General features: G+C 66.0%; 23 protein-coding genes. 21 read left to right on the top strand and 2 right to left on the bottom strand.

Features of this window, described 5'->3' with window-relative positions; translation table 11 throughout:
• Positions 1-52: 52 nt before the first annotated feature.
• From HUW53_RS17530 to HUW53_RS17475, 12 genes are all read left to right on the top strand, one after another.
• Entirely contained in the window at positions 53-421 is a 369-nt protein-coding gene (locus tag HUW53_RS17530) for a phenol hydroxylase subunit P4 (protein WP_237347053.1), read from the top strand.
• A gap of 56 nt (positions 422-477) precedes the next feature.
• On the top strand, positions 478-1,542 hold the full coding sequence (locus HUW53_RS17525; protein WP_237347052.1) for an NADH:ubiquinone reductase (Na(+)-transporting) subunit F: 1,065 nt from the start codon (positions 478-480) through the stop codon (positions 1,540-1,542).
• 1 nt (position 1,543) lies between these two features.
• On the top strand, positions 1,544-1,909 hold the full coding sequence (locus HUW53_RS17520; protein WP_237347051.1) for a 2Fe-2S iron-sulfur cluster-binding protein: 366 nt from the start codon (positions 1,544-1,546) through the stop codon (positions 1,907-1,909).
• 1 nt (position 1,910) lies between these two features.
• Positions 1,911-2,831, top strand: a complete 921-nt coding sequence (locus HUW53_RS17515) for a catechol 2,3-dioxygenase (protein WP_237347050.1) — start codon at positions 1,911-1,913, stop codon at positions 2,829-2,831.
• Positions 2,832-2,843: 12 nt separating this feature from the next.
• On the top strand, positions 2,844-3,269 hold the full coding sequence (locus HUW53_RS17510; protein ID WP_237347049.1) for a GlcG/HbpS family heme-binding protein: 426 nt from the start codon (positions 2,844-2,846) through the stop codon (positions 3,267-3,269).
• 153 nt (positions 3,270-3,422) lie between these two features.
• Complete coding sequence (locus HUW53_RS17505) at positions 3,423-4,934, top strand: 2-hydroxymuconic semialdehyde dehydrogenase (RefSeq protein ID WP_237347048.1); 1,512 nt, start codon at positions 3,423-3,425, stop codon at positions 4,932-4,934.
• 14 nt (positions 4,935-4,948) lie between these two features.
• Entirely contained in the window at positions 4,949-5,746 is a 798-nt protein-coding gene (locus HUW53_RS17500; protein ID WP_307500344.1) for a 2-keto-4-pentenoate hydratase, read from the top strand.
• Complete coding sequence (locus HUW53_RS17495; protein WP_237347047.1) at positions 5,743-6,684, top strand: acetaldehyde dehydrogenase (acetylating); 942 nt, start codon at positions 5,743-5,745, stop codon at positions 6,682-6,684. The genes HUW53_RS17500 and HUW53_RS17495 overlap by 4 nt, the downstream gene beginning before the upstream one ends.
• Positions 6,684-7,727: a 4-hydroxy-2-oxovalerate aldolase gene (gene dmpG / locus HUW53_RS17490; RefSeq protein WP_237347046.1), complete on the top strand. Its 1,044-nt coding sequence runs from the start codon at positions 6,684-6,686 to the stop codon at positions 7,725-7,727. Before HUW53_RS17495 ends, dmpG begins: the two co-directional genes overlap by 1 nt.
• Entirely contained in the window at positions 7,724-8,488 is a 765-nt protein-coding gene (locus HUW53_RS17485) for a 2-keto-4-pentenoate hydratase (protein WP_237347045.1), read from the top strand. The genes dmpG and HUW53_RS17485 overlap by 4 nt, the downstream gene beginning before the upstream one ends.
• 2 nt (positions 8,489-8,490) lie before the next feature.
• Positions 8,491-8,688: a 2-hydroxymuconate tautomerase gene (locus HUW53_RS17480; protein ID WP_237347044.1), complete on the top strand. Its 198-nt coding sequence runs from the start codon at positions 8,491-8,493 to the stop codon at positions 8,686-8,688.
• A gap of 74 nt (positions 8,689-8,762) precedes the next feature.
• Positions 8,763-9,611, top strand: coding sequence for a transporter (locus HUW53_RS17475; RefSeq protein ID WP_237347043.1), 849 nt, complete (start codon positions 8,763-8,765; stop codon positions 9,609-9,611).
• Positions 9,612-9,668: 57 nt separating this feature from the next.
• Here the strand turns inward: HUW53_RS17475 and hpaI are convergent, their stop codons facing one another.
• Positions 9,669-10,475, bottom strand: a complete 807-nt coding sequence (gene hpaI, locus HUW53_RS17470; protein ID WP_237347042.1) for a 4-hydroxy-2-oxoheptanedioate aldolase — start codon at positions 10,473-10,475, stop codon at positions 9,669-9,671.
• A 123-nt stretch (positions 10,476-10,598) separates the two neighbouring features.
• On the opposite strand from hpaI, the gene HUW53_RS17465 reads away from it, so the two are divergent.
• From HUW53_RS17465 to HUW53_RS17425, 9 genes are all read left to right on the top strand, one after another.
• Positions 10,599-11,450 carry an alpha/beta fold hydrolase gene (locus HUW53_RS17465; RefSeq protein ID WP_237347041.1) on the top strand — a complete coding sequence of 284 codons (852 nt, stop codon included), beginning with the start codon at positions 10,599-10,601 and terminating at the stop codon, positions 11,448-11,450.
• Positions 11,451-12,406: 956 nt separating this feature from the next.
• Positions 12,407-12,496, top strand: coding sequence for a K(+)-transporting ATPase subunit F (locus HUW53_RS17460; RefSeq protein ID WP_237347040.1), 90 nt, complete (start codon positions 12,407-12,409; stop codon positions 12,494-12,496).
• A gap of 30 nt (positions 12,497-12,526) precedes the next feature.
• Complete coding sequence (gene kdpA / locus HUW53_RS17455; RefSeq protein ID WP_237347039.1) at positions 12,527-14,230, top strand: potassium-transporting ATPase subunit KdpA; 1,704 nt, start codon at positions 12,527-12,529, stop codon at positions 14,228-14,230.
• A 225-nt stretch (positions 14,231-14,455) separates the two neighbouring features.
• Positions 14,456-16,528 carry a potassium-transporting ATPase subunit KdpB gene (gene kdpB / locus HUW53_RS17450; protein ID WP_237347038.1) on the top strand — a complete coding sequence of 691 codons (2,073 nt, stop codon included), beginning with the start codon at positions 14,456-14,458 and terminating at the stop codon, positions 16,526-16,528.
• Positions 16,529-16,664: 136 nt separating this feature from the next.
• The gene (locus tag HUW53_RS17445; RefSeq protein WP_237347037.1) at positions 16,665-17,267 is read left to right on the top strand and encodes a K(+)-transporting ATPase subunit C; all 603 of its coding nucleotides are present in this window, start codon (positions 16,665-16,667) and stop codon (positions 17,265-17,267) included.
• A 52-nt stretch (positions 17,268-17,319) separates the two neighbouring features.
• Positions 17,320-20,028, top strand: coding sequence for a sensor histidine kinase (locus tag HUW53_RS17440; protein ID WP_237347036.1), 2,709 nt, complete (start codon positions 17,320-17,322; stop codon positions 20,026-20,028).
• Positions 20,025-20,720, top strand: a complete 696-nt coding sequence (locus tag HUW53_RS17435) for a response regulator (RefSeq protein ID WP_237347035.1) — start codon at positions 20,025-20,027, stop codon at positions 20,718-20,720. Before HUW53_RS17440 ends, HUW53_RS17435 begins: the two co-directional genes overlap by 4 nt.
• A gap of 57 nt (positions 20,721-20,777) precedes the next feature.
• Positions 20,778-21,233 (top strand): PTS sugar transporter subunit IIA, encoded by a 456-nt coding sequence (locus HUW53_RS17430; RefSeq protein ID WP_237347034.1) that lies wholly within the window; start codon positions 20,778-20,780, stop codon positions 21,231-21,233.
• A gap of 603 nt (positions 21,234-21,836) precedes the next feature.
• Positions 21,837-22,319: an Lrp/AsnC family transcriptional regulator gene (locus HUW53_RS17425; RefSeq protein WP_237347033.1), complete on the top strand. Its 483-nt coding sequence runs from the start codon at positions 21,837-21,839 to the stop codon at positions 22,317-22,319.
• A gap of 242 nt (positions 22,320-22,561) precedes the next feature.
• Here the strand turns inward: HUW53_RS17425 and HUW53_RS17420 are convergent, their stop codons facing one another.
• Entirely contained in the window at positions 22,562-24,016 is a 1,455-nt protein-coding gene (locus HUW53_RS17420) for an LLM class flavin-dependent oxidoreductase (RefSeq protein WP_237347032.1), read from the bottom strand.
• Between the last annotated feature and the right edge of the window lie 378 nt (positions 24,017-24,394).

The raw sequence follows: 24,394 nt of genomic DNA, 5'->3' as shown, positions 1-24,394 counted from the left end.
GACAGAAAAACAGGCGCGGTTCTCGTGACCGCGCCCACCACGGGAGAAAAACGTGTCCATCAACGCCATTAGCCCGGATTATGAATCCCACATCGTGTTCCGCGACGCCGAGCAGAATTTTCACGGAAATCGCGTGATATATGTGCATTGGGAGCAACATCTTTCGTTTTGCTCCGCCATCGCCTTTCCATTGCCGCCGGCCATGCCGTTCGGCGCCTTCGTGGAGGAGGTGATCAAGCCCCATTATGCCGCGCATCCCGATGCGGCCCATGTGGATTGGTCGAAGCTGGTGTGGATGATCGACGGCGAGAAGACGGCGCCGGACTTCTCTAAGTCGCTCGCGGAAAACGGCATCCAGCATAAGAGCTTGGTTCGCTTCTGGACCCCTGGTCTCGATGGCTACAAGTCGTCCGCAAGCTGAGGTGGTGCGCGGCGGCGGAAAAGTAACAACAATAATGAGGGAGCGAGCGGGGAGAAATGACGGTTCATAAGCTGACGATCGAGCCCTCGGACGACGCCATCGAGGTGGCGGAGGGCCAGACCATCCTCGACGCCTGCCTGCGGGCGGGGATCTACCTGCCCCATGCCTGCGGCCACGGCCTGTGCGGCACCTGCAAGACGCAGGTGCTGGACGGAGAGATCGAACACGGCGAGGCATCGTCTTTCGCGCTCATGGATTTCGAGCGCGAGGAAGGCATGGTGCTCGCCTGCACGGCCACGCTGAAAGGCGATGTGACCATTGAAGCGGACGTGGAGGAGGACCCCGACGCCCGCAAGATCCCGGTGCGTGACTTCAAGGGCGAGGTGATCGCACTGGATGATGTCACCCACGATGTGAAGAACGTGCGGCTTGCGCTTCAGGGCGATGCGATCGACTTTCAGGCGGGGCAATATATCAATCTGTTCCTGCCGGGGATCGAGGGTTCGCGCGCGTTCTCGATCGCCAGCCCGCCCTCGGATAACACCCATGTGGAGCTGCAGATCCGCCGGGTGCCGGGCGGCGCGGCGACCGGTTACATCCATGACAGGCTGAAGATCGGCGACAGGCTTTCGTTCACCGGGCCTCAGGGGCGGTTTCTGGTGCGCAAGTCGCGGGGCGGCCCGCTGCTGTTTCTGGCGGGTGGAACGGGAGTGTCGAGCCCGCGCTCCATGATCCTGGATCTGTTGGAGGAGGGCTGCGAGCAGCGCCTGGTCCTGGTGCACGGGGTGCGCACCCAGGCGGATCTTTATGGTCGGGAGGCTTTCGAGGAACTGGCGCGTCAGCATCGCAATTTCCACTACACGCCGGTGTTGTCCCAGGAGCCGGATGACAGCGGCTGGGCGGGGGAGCGGGGCTTCGTTCACGATGCCGCCAAGCGGATTTTTGGCGGCGTGTTCGAAGGCGCCACCGCGTATCTGTGCGGGCCGCCGCCCATGATCGAGGCCTGCATCGCGACGCTCATGCAAGGCCGGCTGTTCGAGAAGCACATTTTCACCGAACGCTTCTTCACGGCGAAGGATTGCGTCGAGAAACCCAAGAGCCCTGTGTTCCGGAGGCTGTGAGATGGATGCCGAGCGCTATCCCATCTTCGTCGAGGGCAGCGGCGCCGCCTTTGGCCACGCCGGCGAGCGGGTCTTGGTCTCACTGGAGCGGGCGCAGGGATTCGGGCAACTGCCCAATTTGCCGTTGCGGCTCCCGGTGGGGTGCCGGCGCGGCGGCTGCGGGGTGTGCCGGGTGCGGGTCACAGGAGGCAATTACCGGTCCGACAGGCTGAGCCGGGCCCATGTTTCCGAACAGGACGAGGCGGAAGGGCTCACCCTCGCATGCTGCATCTATCCGCTGTCCCCGCTTTCGCTGCGCCTGGAGCCGGCGGTGGCAATCAAAGACAAGAAGCAACACTGCAATAAGAGTGAATTGGGAGGAAAATAAAATGGCTCTGACCGGAGTTCTGCGCCCTGGCTTCGTCCAGCTGCGTGTCCTGGATATGCCCGAGTCCGTCGATTACTACACCAAGCGCATCGGCCTGCATCAGGTCACGGAGGGACCGGACGGGCGCGCTTATCTGAAGTCGGCGGATGAGTTCGACCACCATTCCATCGTGCTGCGCCGCGCCGAACAGGCCGGGGTGGACCTGATCGCCTTCAAGGTGCTGGAGGAGGCCGACCTCGACCAGTTCGAGAGGCGCGTGGTCGATTACGGCATCGCGGTCGATCATGTGGCGGCCGGCGAGCAACCCGGCATCGGGCGCCGCATCGGCTTCACCATCCCTTCCGGCCACCGGCTCGAGCTTTATGCCGAGGCCGACCAGTCCGACCCCAAGCCCTATGTCCACAATCCCCATGTGTGGTCTGTGGAGCCGCACGGCATGTCCGCGCGCCGCTTCGACCATGCGCTGTTCTACGGCCCGAATATCGAGCAGGTGCTGGATTTCTTCGTCAAGGTGCTCGACTTCCGTCTCACCGAGCGCGTGGACATGCCCGATGGCCTGCTCGCCATCTGGCTCGCGTGCGGCATGAAGGCCCACGACATTGCCTTCGTGCGGCATCCCGAGCCCGGCAAGCTGCACCATGTGTCGTTCGAGCTGGAGAACTGGCAGGCGGTGGGCAACGCGGCCGATATCATCACCCATTACGACATTTCCATCGACATCGGCCCGACCCGCCACGGCATTACCCGCGGCCAGACCATCTATTTCTTCGACCCGTCGGGCAATCGCAACGAAGTGTTCGCGGGCGGCTATACCTATTACCCCGACAACCCGACCCGTACCTGGGACGAGACGGAAGTGGGCAAGGGTATCTTTTACTACGAGCGCAAGCTCAATGATGCCTTCCTGTCGGTGGTGACCTGAGGGCCGGACGGGATGGATCTCTCGCTCGCGCGCCGCACGGTGACGGCGGAAGCCGGAGAAGCGGCGGTCAAGGCGGCGGTGGCGCATGGGCGCGCCGCCGGCAAGGCGGTGGTGGCCGCGGTGGTGGACGCGAGCGGCGACTTGGTGGCGCTGCTGCGCGGTGACGGGGCCTTCAAGGCCTCGATCACCATCGCCCAGGATAAGGCCCACACCTCGGCGGTGTTCGGCGCACCTACCCACGCGCTGGGCGCGGAACTGGCGGCCAACCCCGCCCTGCACCAGGGCATCGCGCTGAGACCCGGCGTGGTGCTGTTCGGCGGCGGGGCGCCCATCGTCGAGGGCGGGGTGGTGATCGGCGGCATCGGCGTGTCTGGAGGCTCGGAGGAGGACGATCGGGCCTGCGCCGCCGCCGGGCTTTGGGCCCTGGGCCTGCGGTGACGACGGAAGGCCCGCCGCCGTGCCGACATGCTCGAAAATCGAGCAAAAAATATCGATAAAATGATTTTTTATCGATAAAAAACGTGGCAATGAAAGCTGAGGATCATGTGCCTGTGGCGGCAGCGGCGCGGGCGCGGATGAAGGAGAGGACCCATGTCGGTTCAGGCTCTGCACAAGACGATGCAGATTGGCCTCGATGGGGCGCGGCGCGACGCGGCGCATTTCATCAACGGCGAATTCACTCAAGGCACCACCGGCAAGAGCTGGGAGAACCGCTCGCCTCTCGACAACAGCCTGATCGGCCGGGTGCCGGAGGGCGGAAGGGCGGAAATCGACGCGGCGGTGACGGCGGCCCAGGCGGCCCTCGACGGTCCGTGGGGGGCGCTGACGGTCGGCCAGCGCACCGATCTGCTCGCCGCGGTGGCGGACGAGATCACCAACCGCTTCGATGACTTCCTGGCGGCCGAATGCCTCGACACCGGCAAGCCCTACGGCCTTGCCTCCCACATCGACATTCCGCGCGGCGCCGCCAATTTCAAGATGTTCGCCGATACGGTGAAGAACATCTCCACCGAGACCTTCCTGCTGGAACAGGGCGGGGGCAGGAGCGCGCTCAATTATGGCCTGCGCCGGCCGAAGGGCGTCATCGCGGTGATTTCGCCGTGGAACCTGCCGTTGCTGCTCATGACTTGGAAGGTGGGCCCGGCGCTTGCCTGCGGCAATACGGTGGTGGTGAAGCCGTCCGAGGAAACCCCGCTCACCGCCACCCTTTTGGGCGAGGTGATGAACAAGGTGGGCGTGCCCAGGGGCGTCTATAACGTGGTGCACGGCCTCGGCCCCCAATCGGCCGGCGAGTTCCTGACCCAGCATCCGGGCGTGAACGGCATCACCTTCACCGGCGAGACTCGCACCGGCGAAGCCATCATGCGCCAGGCGGCGCTGGGGGTGCGGCAGGTGTCGTTCGAGCTCGGCGGCAAGAACCCGGCCCTGGTGTTCGCCGATTGCGATCTCGACGCGGCGGTCGAAGGCACCTTGCGTTCGGCCTTTTCCAATTGCGGGCAGGTGTGCCTTGGCACCGAGCGCATCTATGTGGAACGGACCATTTTCGATGCCTTCGTGGCAAGGCTGAAGGCCGGCGCCGAGGCCCTGAAGCTCGGTCGTCCGGAAGATCCCGCCACCAATCTCGGCCCGCTGGTGAGCCAGGATCACCGCGACAAGGTGCTGTCCTATTACCGGCTTGCGCTGGAGGAGGGCGCCACTCTGGTGACCGGCGGCCGCGTACCCGACATGCCGGGCGAACTCGCCAACGGCGCCTGGATCGCGCCCACCATCTGGACCGGCCTCAAGGACGACGCGCGGGTGGTGAACGAGGAGATCTTCGGCCCCTGCTGCCACATCCGCCCGTTCGACACGGAGGAGGAGGCGGTTCGCCTCGCCAATTCCACCCCTTATGGCCTTGCCGCGGCGGTGTGGACGCAGAACCTCTCCCGCGCCCACCGGGTGGCGGCGCGGATGGAGGTGGGCATCTGCTGGGTGAATTCGTGGTTCCTGCGCGATCTGCGCACCGCGTTCGGCGGCGCCAAGCAATCGGGCATCGGCCGCGAGGGGGGGCTGCACTCGCTCGAATTCTACACCGAGCTGTCCAACGTCTGCATTCAGCTGTGATCGGGAGCGTTAAGGTGACGGAACACATGGTCAGCAAGGTCGCCGAGACCTTGTTCGAAGCCTCCCGCACGGGTGTGCCCTGCGCGCCGGTCAAGGATCTCCTTCCGGCGGGGGCGCTGGATCTCGCCTATGCGGCGCAGGAGATCAACACCGCGCGCGGCCTTGCCGCCGGACGCCGGCTGGTGGGGCGCAAGATCGGCCTGACCTCGGTGGCGGTGCAGCGCCAGCTCGGCGTCAACCAGCCCGACTACGGCATGCTGTTCGACGACATGGCGGTGCCCGATGGCTGGGAGATCGCGCCGGGCCGGCTCCTTCAGCCCAAGGTGGAAGCGGAGGTGGCGTTCGTGATGGAGCGCGACCTCGACGAGGAACGCCTCACCATCGCCGATGTGCTCAGGGCGATCGCATTCGCGCTGCCTGCCATCGAGGTGGTGGATTCGCGCATCGCCGATTGGAAGATCGGCATTCTCGACACCATTGCCGACAACGCCTCCTCGGGCCTCTACGTGCTCGGCGCCTGTCCGAAGACGCTCGACGGGCTCGACCTGCGGGCCATGGGCATGGTGATGGAGACGGGCGGGGAACCGGTGTCGGTGGGCGCGGGCGCCGCCTGCCTCGGCGATCCGTTGTCCGCGGTGCTGTGGCTGGCCAAGACCATGGCCCGCGTCGGCCGCCCGCTCAAGGCGGGCGACACCGTGCTGTCGGGCGCGCTCGGCCCCATGGCGCCGGTCACGAGGGGCGATGTGTTCGAAGCGCGGATCGAGGGCCTCGGCTCCGTGCGCGCGGCCTTTGGGAAGGATGACGCCAAATGACGAAGATCTCCTGCGCCATCATCGGGTCGGGCAATATCGGCACCGACCTGATGATCAAGATCATGCGCAATTCCGACAACCTCGAAATGGGCGCCATGGTCGGCATCGATCCGAGCTCGGATGGCCTTGCCCGCGCCGCGCGGCTCGGGGTGCCGGTGACCCATGAGGGCATCGAGGGCCTGCGCCGGCTGCCCAATTATTCCGACATCAAGGTGGTGTTCGACGCCACTTCGGCCAAGGCCCACCTGACCAACAACGCGCTGTTGCAGCAGGACGGCAAGAAGGTCATCGACCTGACCCCGGCCGCCGTCGGTCCGTTCACCATTCCGGTGATCAACGGCGACGCCAATATCGACGAGCCCAACGTCAACATGGTGACCTGCGGCGGTCAGGCCACCATTCCGATCGTGCACGCGGTGCGCCGCGCCACCGACCGGGTGATCTGGGGCGAGATCGTCGCCTCCATTTCCTCCAAATCCGCCGGCCCCGGCACCCGCGCCAATATCGACGAATTCACCGAGACCACCTCCAACGCCATCCGCATCCTGGGCGGCGCCGAACGCTCGAAGGCGGTGATCGTCCTCAATCCCGCCGAGCCGCCGCTCATCATGCGCGACACGGTGTTCACCCTCAGCCAGGGCGGCAGCAAGGAGGCCATCGAGCAGTCCATTCTCGACATGGTCGCGGCGGTGCGCAAATACGTGCCCGGCTATCGGCTGAAGCAGAAGGTGCAGTTCGAGGTCATCGGCGACAACGCCCCGGTGCGCATCCCCGGCATCGGCTACGCCAGCGGTCTCAAGACCACGGTCTTCCTCGAAGTGGAGGGCGCGGCGCACTATCTGCCGGCCTATGCCGGCAACCTCGACATCATGACCTCGGCCGCCCTGACCACAGCCGATCACTGGGCGGCGAAGCACTTGCGGAAGGAGGCCGCGTGATGGCCCGCACCAATCCGAACAAGCTCTACATCCAGGATGTGACGCTGCGCGACGGCATGCATGCCATCCGCCATCAGTATGATCTCGATGGCGTGCGCGCCATCGCCCGAGCCCTCGACCGGGCCCATGTGGACGCCATCGAGATCTCCCACGGCGACGGCATCACCGGCGCCACCTTCAACTACGGCTTCGGCGCCCATGACGACGTGGAGTGGATCGCCGCCGTTGCGGACGAATGCAGCTTCGCGCGGGTAACGGTGCTGCTGCTGCCGGGCATCGGCACGGTGCATGACCTGAAGGCGGCCTATGCGGCCGGTGCCCGCTCGGTGCGCATCGCCACCCACTGCACCGAGGCCGACGTCTCGCGCCAGCACATCGAGGCGGCCCGCGAGATGGGCATGGACACGGTGGGCTTCCTGATGATGGCGCACATGGCCCCGGTGGAAAAGCTGGTGGAGCAGGCGCTTCTCATGGAAAGCTACGGCGCCGAATGCGTCTATGTGACGGATTCGGCCGGCGCGTTGCTGCCGCGCCAGTATGCGGAGCGGGTCGCGGCGGTGCGCGCGGCCCTGCGGCCCGAGACCGAGATCGGCGTCCATACCCACCACAACCTCACCCTGGGCGTCGCCAATGCGGTGGCCGGCATCGAGGCGGGCGCGGTGCGCGTGGATGCCTCGCTGGCCGGCATGGGCGCGGGCGCCGGCAATGCGCCGCTCGAAGCGCTGGTCGCCGTGCTCGACCGCATGGGGATCGAAACCGGCTGCGACCTGCACATGCTCATGGACGCGGCCGACGACCTGGTGCGTCCGCTGCAGGATCGCCCGGTGCGGGTGGACCGCGAGAGCCTCTCGCTGGGCTATGCCGGGGTCTATTCAAGCTTCCTGCGCCACGCGGAAAATGCCTCGAAGACCTATGGCGTGGACGCCCGCGACATCCTCACCGAGCTTGGCCGGCGCCGCATGGTGGGGGGCCAGGAAGACATGATCGTGGATGTCGCCCTCGACATCCTGAAGACTCGTGACGCGGGAGCTGCGGCGCAATGAACACCCTCGCCCAATGCGCAGCGGTGGTGGACGAGGCGGCGCGCACCGCCACCGCCATCCCGCAATTCACCGAAAGCGGCCCTTTGGGCGTCGAGGAGGCCTATGCCATCCAGGCGCTCTCCATGGAGCGGCGCTTCGCCCGCGGCGAAACCCTCGCCGGCATCAAGATGGGCCTCACCTCCCGTGCCAAGATGGTGCAGGTGGGGGTTGCCGAGGTGATCTGGGGGCGCCTCACCAACGTCATGCGCCTTGAGGAGGGCGGCGCGCTCTCCAAGCGGCGCTACGTGCATCCGCGCATCGAGCCGGAGCTTGCCTTCATCATGAAGCGCGAGCTGTGCGGGGCGGTGTCGCCGGCCGAGGCGCTGAGCGCGGTGGAGGCCATCGCCCCGGCCATGGAGATCATCGATTCGCGCTATCGCGACTTCAAGTTCGCCCTGCCCGACGTGATCGCCGACAATTCGTCATCCTCGGGCTTCGTGGTGGGGCCCTGGGGTCGGCCGGACCAGGACTTCTCCAACCTCGGCATCGCCATGGAGGTGGATGGGCGCGTGGTGCAACTGGGCTCCACGGCGGCCATCCTGGGCCATCCCCTGCGTTCGCTGGTGGCGGCGGCGCGTGCGGCGGCGGCCATCGGCGGGCTGAAGCCCGGATGGATCGTGCTGGCCGGCGGCGCCACGGCGGCCCATCCGCTCAGCGTCGGCCAGCATGTGCGCACCCGCGTGCAGAATCTCGGTTCGGTTTCGATCAAGGTCGGGGAGTAGCCATGCCCATCGTCGAGATCACCCTCATCGAGGGCCGCACGGACGACGCCAAGGTCCGCCTGCACCAGAAGGTGGCGGAGGCCGTCCACGAGGCCATCGACGCCCCGAAAGAGGCCATCCGCATCATCATCCGCGAGGTGCCGGCGGTGCATTTCAGCGCCGGCGGCGTGGCGAAGGGCGGACCTTCGAGCAAATCGTGACATCGGGGCGGGGCGCTCCGCCCCGCTTCTTCTCCTGAAAGCAAGAACAAGCCAATCATCCGGGGGGTTGACCCATGACAATCACAAAGACATCCCTGGCCGCGCTCGCCGTCGCGGCCGTTGCCCTGACAGGCGCGCCGCTTGGCGGGGCGCAGGCGGGCTCGGAACTCATGCCCGGCATTTCCACCGGCATTCCTTTGGGTGCGCCGCTGCCGGAAGGCCTGTGGTCCATCACCATTCCCACCTATGGCTCGCGCGATTCCGATCCCAGGGTCGACACCAGCGCGGTGGTGCCGGCGTGGTTGATCTGGTCCACCCCCTGGACCCTGGGCGGCGGCGTCATCATGCTCGACGCGGTCATGCCCTATGTGAACGCGGACGTGAACAATGGCCCGCAATTCTCCGGCATGGCCAACGGCTTCATCGACATGCAGGTGAAGTGGAACCTCGGCAATGGCTTCTTCGGCGGTTTCCAGAGCGGAATTTATCTTCCGATCGACTCGGAAGTGGGCAATAACTATGTGTCTTGGCAGGGCGTCGCCGCCCTGAGCTACCTGAAGGACGGATGGGATCTGTCCTCCACCTTCATCTATGGCACCGGCGCCGAAGGCTCGGACGGCGGCCCGGCCTGGTTCAACGTGGACCTCACGGCCACCAAGAAGTTCGGAAAGTTCGAGATCGGCGCGGTGGGCTTCGGCTCCACCGATCTGTCCACGCCCTATGTGGGCTACCAGAAGCAGAGCCAGTTCGCGCTGGGCGGCCTTATCGGCTATGACTTCGATATCTGCAATATTCAGCTCAAGCTTACGCGCGACGTTTATCAGGAAAACTACGGCGGCTATGAGACCCGCGTGTGGGCCAACATCATCGTGCCGCTGATGGCGCCGTCCTCCGCCATGCGGCCGGCGGTCTTCAAGTATTGAGACGCCGGGCCGAGGTCCTTGATCGGGACCTCGGCCCCTTCGCGTGACGGCATGGCCTCAATAGGGGGATGCCGTTGTCGCGGATGGCGCGCCGCCCTTGAAGCGCCGCGCGAGATCCTGGGTCGCCTTCACCAGCAGCAGGGCATCCACGCCGACGGCCACGAACCGCGCGCCGAGCGCGAGATAGCCCGTGGCCACCGCTTCATCGGTGGCCAGCAGCCCCGGCGCCTTGCCGCAGCCGAGAATGATGGCGATGGCCTTTTCCATGGCATCCACCACCTCCGGATGCTGGGGCTGGCCGGGATGGCCCAGGGAGGCCGACAGGTCCGCCGCGCCGAGAAACACCCCATCCACCCCCTCGGTGGCGGCGATGGCTTCGAGATTGTCGAGCCCGGCGCGGGTCTCCACCTGCAGCAGCAGGCAGACCTCCCCATTGGCGTGATCCATGTAGGTGTCGAGCCGGCCCCAGCGGGCCGCGCGGGCGATGCCGGCGCCGACCCCGCGGAAGCCCTGCGGCGGATAGCGGGTGGCTCGCACCAGCATCTCCGCCTGCTGCGGCGTCTCCACCATGGGAATGAGCAGGGACTGCGCGCCGATATCCAGCATCTGCTTGATGAGCACCGGATCGCCGATTGGCGGGCGCACCACCGCATGGGCCGGATAGGGTGCCACCGACTGCAATTGCGCCAGCATGGTGCGCAGGTCCAAAGGGGAATGCTCGCCATCGAGCAGCAGCCAGTCAAAGCCGGAGCCGGCGCAGATTTCCGCGCTGTAGGGGTCGGCCATGGCGAGCCAGAGCCCGATCTGCTGCTGGCCGTCTTTCAGGGCCGACTTGAAGGTGTTGGCAAGCATTTCCGGTGCCATTTCGAGATCCTGGAAGCCGCGGTGAAGGTGTCCGCGTAATCGCGCCAAAATATCGTTATTCAACGTTGTGTCGATAAAAATCTCCCCTTACGCTGCCTCGAACCGAGCAGGCCGGAGGAGCCCATGGACGCCACCAATCCCGAAATCGCCCGGTCCATCGCGGCTGCGGGCATCACCACCAATTTCCATGACCGGGGTGAAGGTTTTCCCGTGCTCTTCATCCATGGCTCGGGGCCTGGGGTCAGCGCCTGGGCCAATTGGCGGCTGGCGCTTCCCGAGCTGGCGAAGCGCCACCGGGTGCTGGCGCCGGACATGGTTGGATTCGGCTTCACCGCGCGGCCCGCGGGCATCGCCTACGATCTGGAGACCTGGGTCAAGCAGGCGGTCGGGCTGCTGGACGCACTGGGGCTGGCGCGGGCGCATATTGTCGGCAACTCCTTTGGCGGCGCGATCGCGCTCGCCTTGGCGATCCGGCATCCCGAGCGGGTGGGGCGGCTGGTGCTCATGGGCAGCGTGGGCGTGCCTTTTCCCATCACCGACGGGCTCGATGCGGTGTGGGGCTACGAGCCCTCCATCGACAACATGAAGGCGCTGCTCGACATCTTCGCGTTCAGCCGGGAGCTGGTGAATGACGAGCTGGCGGAGCTGCGGTACCGCGCCAGCATCCGGCCGGGCTTTCAGGAGAGCTTTTCCGCCATGTTCCCGGCGCCGCGCCAGCGCTGGGTCGACGCCATGGCGAGCGCCGAGGCCGACATCCGGGCGCTGCCGCACGACACCCTGATTGTCCATGGCCGCGACGACAAGGTGATCCCATTGTCCAATTCCCTGACCCTCTTGCAGTGGATCGATCGGTCCCAGCTGCATGTGTTCAGCCGCTGCGGACACTGGGTGCAGATCGAGCATGCGGCACGGTTCGCGCGCCTGCTGACGGATTTCTTTTCGGAAGCCACGGAACAGGCGGGGACGCGGGGCTGAACATCGGTCGTCCCCAGGGGCAAGGCGGTCCCGGCCGCGGGCTCCAGCTCCACCGCGCGGGATGCGCCCGCGCCGTGGCGCGATTGTGCGGGTGGGTCGCGGCGTGGTAAAGTGCAAGCAGCTTTACTTGGCTTGCCGAGGTTTGAACGCGCACGATTCGATGTGTTGTGCCCAAGTGGTGGTATCAGGCGCGTCCGGCGGGTAGAAATCGTTTTTGCCTGCTATGGGCGGGGGCGTACACTGCCGCGCCGCACCCGCAAGGGCCGGCCCCGCTTCTTCACGCGGAAGAAAGCCGGGCAGGTGTGAGGAAAATGCGTAGGCGTAGACACTTAATGCCATTGGCCCCGGTCTTTGACCGGCGCCAAGTAGGCTCGCTCAGGCGCCGCGCGGGCTTAACCAAAGCCCCGTGAGTCGAGCTCACAGCACTTTGGTATAAGGCGTCTGCCCGGCGTCCATCGCAGCGCTGTCGAGGCGGCTGCGTGAGCTGAAGCATCTGGTGGCGCCTCGGGTCGTTGCGCCGAGGCGCCGTGAGCGCCTCAAACAGGCCATGGGCCTTCCTCTGAACCCGGATTTCCGGTCCTGCGGCACGGGACCTTGTTCAAGCCGGTCCGGGGTGCGTGGCGCTCCAGTCGTCCAAAATCCTATGGAATATTTATGCCCCTGGCGCCCCCATCATCTCGAATTTTTATGCGGTCCTGATCCATATTCCGGTCACAATTTACTGGGTCCGGGCGCAGTGGCTGCAGCTCCGGTGCCAGAGTTTATGCGCGCTAATACATGGCGGTGCATATGCTGAAATGTATCAGATCATGTTTCGAAATTAACGTGAATGACATCGCGTTACATGTGGAGGCGCGTAGATGGATATCATCATGATCGTCATCGGATCATTGTTCTTCTGCATTTCGCTTGTTTATGTCGCGGCATGCGACAGCCTATAGAAATGGAATGAATCCATGACGGTGGAATACGTTCTCGGTGGAGCGGTGACTGTGTTCCTGCTCTTCTACCTCACCTATGCCCTCGTTCGGCCGGAGCGGTTCTGACCGCTGGCGTACGCCTTGAAAGCAAACTCCATGACACTGAACGGATGGATTCAGATCCTCGTCTTCTGCGGGATCGTCATCGCGCTCGCGCGGCCGCTGGGCGGCTACATGACGCGGGTTTTCAACGGAGAGCGCACGCTTCTAAGGCCAGTCCTGGGCCCGATCGAGCGCGGACTATACCGGGCAGCGGGCACCCATGAGCATGAGGAGCAGCATTGGACTGCCTATGCCATTGCCTTGCTGCTGTTCAATCTTGCCGGATTCCTGCTGCTCTATCTTCTTCAGCGGGTGCAGGGCGCGTTGCCGTTCAATCCGGCCGGAATGGGGGCGCTGCCGCCGGAACTCGCCTTCAACACCGCGGTCAGCTTCGTGACCAACACCAACTGGCAGAACTACGGCGGTGAGAGCACCATGTCGTATCTGACCCAGATGGCGGGTCTCGCGGTGCAGAACTTCCTCTCGGCCGCCACCGGCATTGCCATCGCCATGGCGGTGATCCGCGCCTTCTCGCGCAAGTCGATGAAGACGCTTGGCAGTTTCTGGGTCGACCTGACACGCACGACGCTCTATGTGCTGCTGCCCCTGTGCATGGTGCTGACAATCGCTTACGTGGCGCTGGGCGTGCCGCAGACGCTTGGCCCCTATCTCGAGGCGGAGACCCTGGAAGGGGCGAAGCAGACCATCGCGGTGGGGCCGGTGGCCTCCCAGCTCGCCATCAAGATGCTGGGCACCAACGGCGGCGGCTTCTTCAACGCGAACTCCGCCCATCCGTTCGAGAACCCGGACGCGATCGTAAACCTCATCCAGATGGTCTCCATCTTCGCCCTGGGCGCGGCCCTCACCAATGTGTTCGGGCGCATGGTGGGCGACGAGCGGCAGGGCTGGGCCATCTTCTCGGCCATGGGCCTCCTGTTCCTGGCCGGCGTCGCGGTCTGCTACTGGGCCGAGGCGGCGGGCAACCCGCTGGTGCACGCGCTCGGTGTCGAGGGCGGCAACATGGAGGGTAAGGAGGCGCGCTTCGGCATCGCGTTGTCGGCGCTGTTCGCGGTCATCACCACGGCGGCCTCGTGCGGCGCGGTGAATGCCATGCACGACAGCTTCATGGCGCTCGGCGGCATGATCCCGCTCATCAACATGATGCTGGGCGAGATCATCATCGGCGGCGTGGGCGCCGGCTTCTACGGCATCATCCTGTTCGTGGTGATCGCGGTGTTCGTCGCCGGGCTCATGGTGGGCCGCACGCCGGAATATCTCGGCAAGAAGATCGAGGCGAAAGACGTGAAGATGGCCATGCTGGCGGTGCTGTGCCTGCCGCTTGCCATGCTCGGCTTCACCGCGGCGGCGACCGTGTTGCCAAACGCGGTCGCGTCCATCGCCAATCCGGGGCCGCACGGCTTCTCGGAGATTCTTTATGCCTACACGTCGGCGGCCGCCAACAATGGTTCCGCCTTCGGTGGCCTGACTGGCAACACGGTCTGGTACAACCTGACCCTCGGTGTCGGCATGCTGATGGGGCGGTTCTTCGTGATCATTCCGGCGCTGGCGCTGGCGGGATCCCTGGTGGCGAAGAAGGCGGTGCCGGAATCGGCGGGCACCTTCCCCACCCACGGCGGCCTGTTCGTGGGCCTGCTGGTGGGCGTCATCGTCATCGTCGGCGGGCTGACCTTCTTCCCGGCGCTCGCGCTCGGGCCGATCGTCGAGCACCTGGCGATGCTTCAGGGCACGACCTTCTGAGCGCAGCCATGGCCCTGTCACGCCATCCGCCCCGCCGGCGACCTGAGGCCGGCGGGGGGTCTCATCGGATGCAGGAGCCCGATCCGCCGCGGGCCTCGAGCTTCCTTCTCGGCATGCTGATCATGGCCGCCATCGGCCTCGCCTTCGCCGCCGCGCTCACCTTGGTGTCGGTCGCGGACTGAACGTCCCCGGCCTTGATCCCGGAACCTTTCGTTGGAGCCTCTCATGAGCCATTCCAAATCGGCGAGCATCCTAGATGCGCGCATCCTCCTTCCCGCCGTGGGCGACGCGTTTCGCAAGCTCGATCCGCGCAAGCTCGCCAGAAACCCCGTCATGTTCGTGGTGGCCGTGGTTTCGGCCCTCACCACCGTGCTGCTCGTGAAGGACGCGGCGACCGGCGGGGCCAGCCTCGGCTTTTCCTTCCAGATCGTGCTGTGGCTGTGGTTCACGGTGCTGTTCGCCAACTTCGCCGAGGCGGTGGCGGAGGGGCGCGGCAAGGCCCAGGCCGACGCCCTGCGCCGCACCCGCACCGAGACCCTGGCCAAGTTGCTTGCCAATGGCGATCGCACCACCTTCACCCTGGTGCCCGGCACCAGCCTGAAGGTGGGCGACATCGTGCTGGTGGAGATCGGCGACATCATCCCCTCCGACGGCGAGGTGATCGAGGGCGTGGCATCGGTCAACGAAGCGGCCATCACCGGCGAGAGCGCGCCGGTGATCCGCGAGTCGGGCGGCGACCGTTCGGCCGTCACCGGCGGCACGCAGGTGCTGTCCGACTGGATCCGCGTGCGCATCACGGCGGCGGCGGGCTCCACTTTCATCGACCGCATGATCGCATTGGTGGAAGGCGCCGAGCGGCAGAAGACGCCCAATGAGATCGCCCTCAACATCCTGCTGGCGGGCATGACGCTGATCTTCGTCCTCGCTACCGCCACCATTCCGAGCTTTGCCGCCTATGCCGGCGGTACCATTCCGGTGATCGTGCTGGTGGCGCTGTTCGTGACCCTCATCCCCACCACCATCGGCGCGCTGCTGTCGGCCATCGGCATCGCCGGCATGGATCGTCTGGTGCGCTTCAACGTGCTCGCCATGTCCGGCCGCGCGGTGGAGGCGGCCGGCGACGTGGACACCCTGCTGCTGGACAAGACCGGCACCATCACGCTCGGCAACCGCCAGGCCACCGCGTTCCGCCCGGTGCGCGGCGTCTCCGACCGGGAACTGGCGGATGCGGCCCAGCTCGCCTCGCTCGCCGACGAGACCCCGGAAGGACGCTCCATCGTGGTGCTGGCGAAGGAGCAATATGCCATCCGCGCCCGCGACATGGGGATGCTGCACGCCGCTTTCGTGCCGTTCACGGCCCAGACCCGCATGAGCGGCGTGGACATGGACGGCATCTCCATCCGCAAGGGCGCGGTGGAGGCGGTGCTGAAGCATGTGGAGCTGGCCCATGCGGCCACCGGCGCCACGCGCAACGGCGCCGAGACCCTGCGCGAGTTGCAGGCCATCGCCGACGAGGTGGCCAAGGCGGGCGGCACCCCGCTCGCCGTGGTGCGCGACAACCGGCTGCTCGGCATCGTGCACCTGAAGGACATCGTCAAGGGCGGCATCAAGGAGCGCTTCGCCGAATTGCGCCGCATGGGCATCCGCACGGTGATGATCACCGGCGACAACCCCATGACCGCCGCCGCCATCGCCGCCGAGGCGGGGGTGGACGACTTCCTTGCCCAGGCCACACCGGAGAACAAGCTCGCCCTCATCCGCGAGGAGCAGGCCAAGGGCAAGCTGGTCGCCATGTGCGGCGACGGCACCAACGACGCGCCCGCCCTCGCCCAGGCCGATGTTGGCGTCGCCATGAACACCGGCACCGTGGCCGCGCGCGAGGCTGGCAACATGGTGGACCTCGACAGCGACCCGACCAAGCTCATCGAGATCGTGGAGATCGGCAAGCAGCTGCTGATGACACGCGGCGCGCTCACCACCTTCTCCATCGCCAACGACGTGGCGAAGTATTTCGCCATCATCCCGGCCCTGTTCGTGGCCTTCTACCCGCAGCTCAACGCCCTCAACATCATGGGGCTGGCGACGCCTGAGAGCGCCATTCTCTCGGCCATCATCTTCAATGCCCTCATCATCGTGGCGCTGATCCCGTTGGCGCTGAAGGGGGTCCAGTACCGGGCCGTCGGCGCCGGCGCCCTGCTCACGCGCAACCTCGTCGTCTACGGCCTTGGCGGCATCATCGTGCCGTTCGCCGGCATCAAGGTGATTGACATGGCCATCACCGCCCTCGGCCTCGCCTGATGCGAGCATCTTCAATGCGAGTTGGATTCCGGTTCGCGTGAAGAAAATGCGTCAATGTGAAAACTTGGAGCGGATGACGTGAGACGGTGCGAACGCAAAAACGCCCTCGCGGCCCGCCTATCGGAAGGACATTCCCATGCTGAAGCAGCTTCGTCCCGCCGTGGTGATGATCGTGGCGCTCACGCTCATCACCGGCCTTGCCTACCCGCTGGCCATGACCGGCATCGCCCAGATGCTGTTCCCCCATCAGGCGTCGGGCAGCCCGATCGAGAAAGACGGCAAGGTGATCGGCTCGGCCCTCATCGGCCAGACCTTCACCGGCGATCGGTACGTCCACGGCCGTCCGTCCGCCACCACCGGCGCGGACCCGAACGATCCCACCAAGAGCGTGGCGCAGCCCTACAACGCCGCGAACTCCATGGGGTCGAACCTCGGCCCCACCAATGTCGCCTTGATCAACCGCATCAAGACCGACGTGGCGGCGCTGAAAGCGGAAAATCCCGGCGCATCGGTGCCCGTGGACCTCGTGACCACTTCCGGCAGCGGCCTTGATCCGGATATCACGCCGGAGGCCGCCTATTTCCAGGTGCCGCGTGTCGCCAAGGCGCGTGGCCTCAGCGAGGCGGCGGTGAAGGCGGTGGTGGACGCCAAGGTGGAACCGCGGGTGCTCGGCTTCATCGGCGAACCGACCGTCAATGTGCTCGCCCTCAACCTGGCGCTCGACGGCATCGGCCGATGAAATTTCCAGTTCCGCCCCTCATATGGGGGGGCGGAACAGCGGGGGATGATGGATGGCTGACGACATGCGCGACGGGGTGGCGCGCCCCTCGCCCGACGCCCTGCTGGAAAGCGCGGAGCGGGAGACCCGTGGCCGGCTGAAGATCTTCCTCGGCGCCGCGCCGGGGGTGGGCAAGACCTTTGAAATGCTGATGTCCGGCCGCGCCCGCCTGAGCGACGGGATGGATGTGGTGATCGGCGTGGTGGAGACCCACGGCCGCAAGGAGACCGAGGCCCTGGTGGAGGGCTTCGAGATCATTCCCCGCCACAAGGTGGAATATAAGGGCCGCGTGCTCGACGAGATGGACCTCGACGCCATTCTCGCCCGGCAGCCCACCATGGTGCTGGTGGATGAGCTGGCCCACACCAATGCCGAGGGCAGCCGCCATCCCAAGCGGTATCTGGACGTGGAGGAACTGCTTGCGCGCGGCATCGACGTCTATACCACGCTGAATATTCAGCATGTGGAGAGCCTCAACGACGTGGTGGCGCAGATCACCCGCATCCGCGTGCGTGAGACGGTGCCGGATTCCATCATCGACCGGGCCGATGACGTCGAGCTGATCGACCTGACGCCGGATGATCTCATCAAGCGCCTGAACGACGGCAAGGTCTACATGCCGAAGACGGCGCGGCGGGCGATCGAGAATTATTTTTCTCCCGGCAATCTCACGGCACTGCGTGAGCTCGCCCTGCGCCGCACCGCGCAACGGGTGGATGAGCAGCTCGTCAGCCACATGCAGGCCCATGCTATTTCCGGCCCCTGGGCGGCGGGCGAACGGGTGCTGGTGTGCCTGAACGAGGAAGCGCGCGGCAGCGCCCTCGTGCGCTATGCGCGGCGCCAGGCGGACCGCCTGCGCGCGCCCTGGGCGGCGCTGCATGTGGAAACCTCGCGCGATGCCGCGCGTCCCGAGGCGGACAAGGACCGCCTCGCGGCGCATCTGCGCCTCGCCGAGCAGCTCGGGGCGGAGGCGGTCACCATCCCCGGCCAGGAGGTGGCGAACGACATTCTGCGCTATGCCGCGGCCAACAATTTCACTCACCTCGTGGTCGGCAGTCCGGGCCAGCCACGGTGGCGGGAATGGCTCACCGGCTCCGTGTCCCATGACCTCATCCGCCGCGCCGGTGACATGAGCGTGCACGTCATCTCGGGCGCCGAGCGCGAGCACGGCGCCCCGGCGCGTGGGGTGAAAGCCGCGGCGGTCCGACAGCCCATCCACATGTGGCCCTATCTGATCGCCACGCTCTTCGTGGGCGGAGCGCTGGGGGTCAGCGCCGTGCTCGACCGGGTGCTCGACGTGCGCAATCTCGCGCTCGTCTTCCTCATGGGGGTGCTCGGCGCGGCGGTGACGGCGGGGCTATGGCCGGCGCTATATGCCTGCTTTCTCAGCGCGCTGGCCTTCAACTATTTTTTCCTGGAGCCGCGTTACACCCTTACCATTCAGGATCCGGAAAGCGTCCTTGCTCTCGTGTTCTTCCTGGTGGTCGCGGTGACGGCGAGCAACCTGATGGCCCGCGTGCAGCGGCAGGCGGAGGCGGCCCGCCAGCGCGCCCGCACCACGGAGGATCTCTACCTTTTCTCGAAGAAGCTCGCCGGCGCCGGCACCCTTGATGACGTGCTGTGGGCCACCGCTCACCAGATCGCCTTGATGCTGAAGGTGCGGGTGGTGATCCTCCTGCCGGAGGGCGACGGGCTCGCGGTGAAGGCGGGCTACCCGCCGGACGACACCCTGGTGGAGGCCGACATCGCCGCCGCCCGCTGGGCGTTCGCGCACGATCACGCGGCGGGCCGTGGCGCCGATACGCTGCCCGGCGCCAAGCGCCTCTATCTGCCGTTGAAATCGAGCCGGGCCGCGCTCGGTGTCGTCGGCCTCGACAATGACCGGCAGGGGCCGTTGCTGACCCCCGAGCAGCAACGCCTGTTCGACGCCCTCGCGGATCAGGCGGCCCTTGCCATCGAGCGCATTCAGCTCGTGGCCGACATCGACCATGCCAAGCGCGCGGCGGAGACCGACCGGCTGCGCTCGGCCTTGCTGACCTCCATCTCGCACGACCTCAAGACGCCGCTGTCGGCGATCCTCGGCGCCGCGGGGACCTTGCGGGATTACGCCGGCTCCATGTCCGAGCCCGACCGGGTCGATCTCCTCGCCACCGTGATCGACGAGGCGGAGCGGCTCAACCGCTTCATCGCCAACCTGCTCGACATGACGCGTCTCGAAACGGGGGCGATGCAGCCAAATGTGTCTTTTTACTTCGCCGGCGACATCGTCGGCGCGGCCCTGCGCCGGGCCTCCAAGATCCTGGCGCGGCACACGATCGAGGTGGACATTCCGGCCGACCTGCCCATGCTGAGGGTCGATGCGGTGCTGTTCGAGCAGGTGCTGTTCAACCTTCTGGACAATGCGGCGAAATATGCGCCCGCCGGCTCGACGGTGCGCATCGGGGGGCGGGAGGAGGGCAAGACCCTCGCATTCCAGGTGACCGATGAAGGCTCCGGCATTCCCGGCTCTGATCTGGAGCGGGTGTTCGACACCTTCTACCGGGTGCGCAAGGGGGATCATGTGCGCGCCGGCACCGGACTTGGACTTTCCATCTGCCGGGGCTTCATCGAGGCGATGGGCGGCACCATATCGGTGGAGAACCGGCCGGATCGCAGCGGGGCTGTCTTCACGATCCGCATGCCGATCCCGGCCGACACGCCAAACCTGGACCACCAGCCATGACGGTTTCGACGGTGAGGATTCTGCTCGTTGACGACGAGCCGCCCATTCGCAAGCTGCTGCGCGTCGGGCTGGTGGCCGAGGGCTTCGCCATCTCCGAGGCCGCCAACGCCAAGGAGGCGGCGGCGTGCGTCAAGACGGATCGGCCGGACCTGATCCTGCTCGACCTCGGCCTCCCCGATCTTCCCGGACACGACCTGTTGGAGAAATGGCGGGCCGAGGGCGCGGAGGTCCCCGTCATCATTCTCTCAAGCCGCACCGATGAGACCGGAATCGTGAAAGCACTCGAATTGGGCGCCGACGATTATGTGACGAAGCCGTTCGGCATGAAGGAGCTGGTGGCCCGCATCCGGGTCGCCCTGCGCCATCGGTTTCAAAGGCAGGGGGAGAAGCCGGTGTTCCAGACCGGCGGCCTGACCGTCGATCTCGTGAAGCGGATCGTGAAGGTCGAGGGCCAAGACGTGAAGCTGTCCCCCAAGGAATACGACATTTTGCGGGTGCTGGTGCAGCACGCCGGCAAGGTCATCACCCATCATCACCTGCTCAGCCAGGTCTGGGGCGAGACGGCGGATGTGCAGTATCTGCGCGTTTACGTGCGTCAGCTCCGGCAGAAGATCGAAAAAAGTCCGGACCAGCCGCAGTACATCATGACGGAAACCGGCGTCGGCTATCGCCTGCGCGAGGCGGACGGGTGATCCGCCTACCTGGCTTGCCCACCCGTTCCGGCCCGCGCGAATGAAATGAACGAATTCATGCAGATTTCCGACTTTCTCCAACCGGAGAACGTGTTCATCGACCTGCCCTCGTCGTCGAAGGTTCAAGTTTTGAGGCGCTTGTCCGACGCGGCGGGCCGCCAGCTGGGCCTTGATGCAAATGTCATCTTCGATGCCCTCCATGCGCGCGAGCGGCTCGGGTCGACCGGCATCGGCGGCGGTCTGGCCATTCCGCACGCCCGCATCCGGGACCTGAAGCAGCCCTTCGGGATGCTGGCCCGGCTGGCCGGGGATGTCGCCTTCGACGCCATCGACGACATCCCAGTGAATATCGTGTTCGTCCTTCTCATTCCGGACGACAGCACCAAGGCGCACCTGAACGTGCTCGCCTGCATCGCGCGGGGGCTGCGGTCTCTCGGCGTGCTGGAGGCGATCCGGGGTGCCAAGGACGCGCGGCATATCTTCGAGGCGCTGGCGGAAAAGCCGGCCGCATGATGCGAGACCGAAGGCCCCCGTATTTGACGCAAGAGGTCTTCGGTCAAGCGGGCGGGCGCTTGCGCCTCCCTACAGCGTCGCCACTCGGCACCGGTCGAGGACAGATGCCGGTGGCATGATGCCGCGTCAGGCCTGACCCGAGGGCTGCGGCGCGTCCGCGCCCCATCGGCGTGGGCCCGCACCGGGCCGAACAGGGCGGATGACCTCTCTTCCCGCCGCGGCGGTGTGGACAACCTGCCTCACGGCCGCGGCGGACGCCCCGCGCGCCGGACCTCGCGTCCCGCGTCCCGCGCCGTGACCCCACGTTCGCCGTGACGGCGCCATGACCTGCGATCCGGACCGCCGATCGGTGCGGCGGCCGGCGGTGGTGTCATGGGCTCTTGGGCCTTTCCCTTGATTTGGCTCGGTCGCTGCCTGGCGTCTCGTGGGCGTGGGTGGCGCCCTCTGTGGGCGAGGCAAAAATGTGTGCCGACAAGGCGCGTTCCCCATTTGCAGCGGCCGGCGCGAAAAGAGGCTCGCTTATGGATTTTATTTTCTATAAAAACCATGGATTAGGTTATATTTTTCACGCACCCACCGTTTGGCCGACGCCGGAGAAAATCGATGAGTGGCCTCGATCAGATCGACCTCAAGATCGTTGCTGAGCTGATGCGCGATGCGACGCAGACCGTGGCGCAGGTCGCTGACAAGGTGGGTCTCTCGCAGACACCGTGCTGGAAGCGCATCCAGAAGCTTGAGGCGTCGGGGGTGCTGATCCAGCGCGTGGCGATCGCCGATCCGGAAAAGCTCGGGCTCGGCCTCGCGGTTTTTGTCGCGGTCGAAGCACCGGACCACACGACCGAATGGCGCGAGAGCTTCATGCGGGTCGTTGCCGGCATGCCCGAGGTGTTGGAAGTCTACCGCATGGCGGGGGAGATGGATTATTTGCTGCGCGTGGCGATGCCGGACATGCCCGCCTTCGATCATTTCTATCGCCGGCTCACCGAAGCCTTGCCGCTGCGCAATGTAACGTCCCATTTCGCCATGGAGCGGATGAAGTTCACCACCGCCTATCCCCTCGAGACCCGCAACTGCGCACGGCGCTAGCGGCCGCGAAGGTCGCTTGAGACGCGCGGGCCTGAGGTCCGTCTTAAGGGGCCGAAGGGGGGCGTCGCTGTCGGGCGGGGGCATAATGCGTCCTCTGACCCGGCTGCGGAGCGGAGGCAGGGGCTCAAGGGCGCGCACATTCCATCCCCACATGCGATCGGCCCGCCCACGTCGCCGGGGGCATCGCGGGCGGGCCGATCGCATAGGTTCGCCCTTGAGCGGGGCCGGGGGTATCGCGCGGCTTACTCGGCCGCGTCGCGACGGTCTTTCGCCGGCGCGGTGAAGGGCTGGCCGCGGCTCGAAGCCGCCACGCTCTCGCGGCCGACATAATAGGGGCCCCATTGCGCGGCGGGGTGGCTGGTGCGCACCCGACCTCCCTCGTCCCCCAGCAGCTTCTCGCGCAGCGTGCCCGGCGCGTAACCGCTCTGCGCGCGACCGCGCTTGCGCAACTCGGGCACAACGAAATCGATGAAGTCCGTGGTCGAGGCCGGCGTGATCGCATAAGCGAGGTTGAAGCCGTCCACGCCCCCTTCGTCCACCCAGCGCTCCAGCTCGTCGGCCACCTTCTTGGGTCCGCCCACAAGCACCGGCCCGAGCCCGCCGATGGACCGTCGCTGGATCACCTCGCGCACGGTCCAGGCCTCGCCGTCGGCGGCCAGAGATTCGAGGGTCGTGCGCAGGCTGTCGTTTTCCACCGCCGTGAGCGGCGTATCCGGATCGAGCGAAGAGAAATCGAGCCCGGTCCAGCCGCCGTAGAGGGCGAGCGCCCCCTCGGGGCTGGCGTAGGAGAGATATTCCTCATACTTGCGCTGCGCCGCCTCGTCGGTCGGGCCGGTGATGACGGTGAGGAGGGTGAAGATCTTCAAGGAGTCGGGCTCGCGGCCCGCCGCCGCCACCTCGGCGCGGATCTGATCGGTCAGCTTGCGCGCGGTTTCCGGCGCGGTGGCCAGCACGAACATCGCCTCGGCATGGCGCGCGGCGAAGCGACGGCCGCGCGCGGAGGCGCCGGCCTGGAAAATCACCGGCGTGCGCTGGGGCGAGGGCTCGCACAGATGGAAGCCGGGGACATTGAAGTATTTGCCGTCGTGCTGAATGGGATGGACCTTGGAGGCGTCGGTGAAAATGCCCTTCTCCTTGTCGCGCAGAACGGCCCCGTCCTCCCAGCTGCCTTCCCACAGCTTGTACAGAACTTCCATGTATTCGTCGGCCAGATCGTAGCGCGCGTCATGCTCGATCTGGCGATCCATGCCGATGTTGCGGGCCGCGGAGTCGAGATAGGATGACACCACGTTCCAGGCCACGCGGCCCTTGGTGAGGTGGTCGAGGGTCGAGAGGCGGCGCGCCAGAAGATAGGGGTGCTCGAAGGTCACGGCGGCGGTCACGCCGAAGCCGACATTCTTCGTCACCGCGGCCATGGCGGAGATCGCGCCGAAAGGATCGTTTACCGGTACCTGGGCGGCGTCCTGGAGCGCGGCTTCGGCGGAGCCGCGATACACATCATAGACGCCCACGACATCGGCGATGAAAAGGGCGTCGAACGCGCCCCGCTCCAGCTCCAGCGCGAGGTTGGTCCAATATTCGATGTCGTTGTAGCGCGAGGCCTGGCTGGACGGATGGCGCCATGTGCCCGCGGCCTGATGGCCGACGCAGGTCATGTCGAATGCGTTGAGAATGATGCGCTTTTTCGGCTTTGTCATGTGCATTCCCTGTTGCCTGGGCCACTTGCGGGGCGCCCCCGCTCGCTTCCGGAGAACGGGGCGGACGCCGGTGTGTCGCCACCTCACCCGGCCCCGACGGCACGCCGCCGGGGCCCGGTAGGCATCCCCGTCCCGGCTGCGGGACGATACCGCGCCCGCGAACCCCGGATGGAGCGTGAATTTGATGTTTACTTTTCAAAACGACGTATAAGTGGCTTGCCTCGCGCGTTCCATTCCAAAGATGACAGTCAAAAGAGAAGGATTTTCCTTCCCTCAGCTCCGCCCGTGTCTTCCGCTGCGTCTGGGATCTTCGTTCGATCTTGCCGGGCTTTCTCGTATGTCCCAACAAGGGGGCGGCCTTGGCCCACGAGCCCGGCT

It is taken from the genome of Xanthobacter agilis, from assembly GCF_021730435.1.
Classification (GTDB): Bacteria; Pseudomonadota; Alphaproteobacteria; order Rhizobiales; family Xanthobacteraceae; genus Xanthobacter; species Xanthobacter agilis.
The sequence above is the reverse complement of the archived record's forward strand: the minus strand, read 5'-3'. Positions and strand labels throughout refer to the sequence as shown.

What these genes read in the sequence shown, in the direction of transcription:
- HUW53_RS17525 (WP_237347052.1), top strand. Translation starts at nt 478, where the DNA reads ATGACGGTTCATAAGCTGACGATCGAGCCCTCGGACGACGCCATCGAG.
- HUW53_RS17520 (WP_237347051.1), top strand. Translation starts at nt 1,544, where the DNA reads ATGGATGCCGAGCGCTATCCCATCTTCGTCGAGGGCAGCGGCGCCGCC.
- HUW53_RS17515 (WP_237347050.1), top strand. Translation starts at nt 1,911, where the DNA reads ATGGCTCTGACCGGAGTTCTGCGCCCTGGCTTCGTCCAGCTGCGTGTC.
- HUW53_RS17510 (WP_237347049.1), top strand. Translation starts at nt 2,844, where the DNA reads ATGGATCTCTCGCTCGCGCGCCGCACGGTGACGGCGGAAGCCGGAGAA.
- HUW53_RS17505 (WP_237347048.1), top strand. Translation starts at nt 3,423, where the DNA reads ATGTCGGTTCAGGCTCTGCACAAGACGATGCAGATTGGCCTCGATGGG.
- HUW53_RS17495 (WP_237347047.1), top strand. Translation starts at nt 5,743, where the DNA reads ATGACGAAGATCTCCTGCGCCATCATCGGGTCGGGCAATATCGGCACC.
- dmpG (WP_237347046.1), top strand. Translation starts at nt 6,684, where the DNA reads ATGGCCCGCACCAATCCGAACAAGCTCTACATCCAGGATGTGACGCTG.
- HUW53_RS17485 (WP_237347045.1), top strand. Translation starts at nt 7,724, where the DNA reads ATGAACACCCTCGCCCAATGCGCAGCGGTGGTGGACGAGGCGGCGCGC.
- HUW53_RS17480 (WP_237347044.1), top strand. Translation starts at nt 8,491, where the DNA reads ATGCCCATCGTCGAGATCACCCTCATCGAGGGCCGCACGGACGACGCC.
- HUW53_RS17475 (WP_237347043.1), top strand. Translation starts at nt 8,763, where the DNA reads ATGACAATCACAAAGACATCCCTGGCCGCGCTCGCCGTCGCGGCCGTT.
- hpaI (WP_237347042.1), bottom strand. Translation starts at nt 10,475, where the DNA reads ATGGCACCGGAAATGCTTGCCAACACCTTCAAGTCGGCCCTGAAAGAC.
- HUW53_RS17465 (WP_237347041.1), top strand. Translation starts at nt 10,599, where the DNA reads ATGGACGCCACCAATCCCGAAATCGCCCGGTCCATCGCGGCTGCGGGC.
- HUW53_RS17460 (WP_237347040.1), top strand. Translation starts at nt 12,407, where the DNA reads ATGACGGTGGAATACGTTCTCGGTGGAGCGGTGACTGTGTTCCTGCTC.
- kdpA (WP_237347039.1), top strand. Translation starts at nt 12,527, where the DNA reads ATGACACTGAACGGATGGATTCAGATCCTCGTCTTCTGCGGGATCGTC.
- kdpB (WP_237347038.1), top strand. Translation starts at nt 14,456, where the DNA reads ATGAGCCATTCCAAATCGGCGAGCATCCTAGATGCGCGCATCCTCCTT.
- HUW53_RS17445 (WP_237347037.1), top strand. Translation starts at nt 16,665, where the DNA reads ATGCTGAAGCAGCTTCGTCCCGCCGTGGTGATGATCGTGGCGCTCACG.
- HUW53_RS17440 (WP_237347036.1), top strand. Translation starts at nt 17,320, where the DNA reads ATGGCTGACGACATGCGCGACGGGGTGGCGCGCCCCTCGCCCGACGCC.
- HUW53_RS17435 (WP_237347035.1), top strand. Translation starts at nt 20,025, where the DNA reads ATGACGGTTTCGACGGTGAGGATTCTGCTCGTTGACGACGAGCCGCCC.
- HUW53_RS17430 (WP_237347034.1), top strand. Translation starts at nt 20,778, where the DNA reads ATGCAGATTTCCGACTTTCTCCAACCGGAGAACGTGTTCATCGACCTG.
- HUW53_RS17425 (WP_237347033.1), top strand. Translation starts at nt 21,837, where the DNA reads ATGAGTGGCCTCGATCAGATCGACCTCAAGATCGTTGCTGAGCTGATG.
- HUW53_RS17420 (WP_237347032.1), bottom strand. Translation starts at nt 24,016, where the DNA reads ATGACAAAGCCGAAAAAGCGCATCATTCTCAACGCATTCGACATGACC.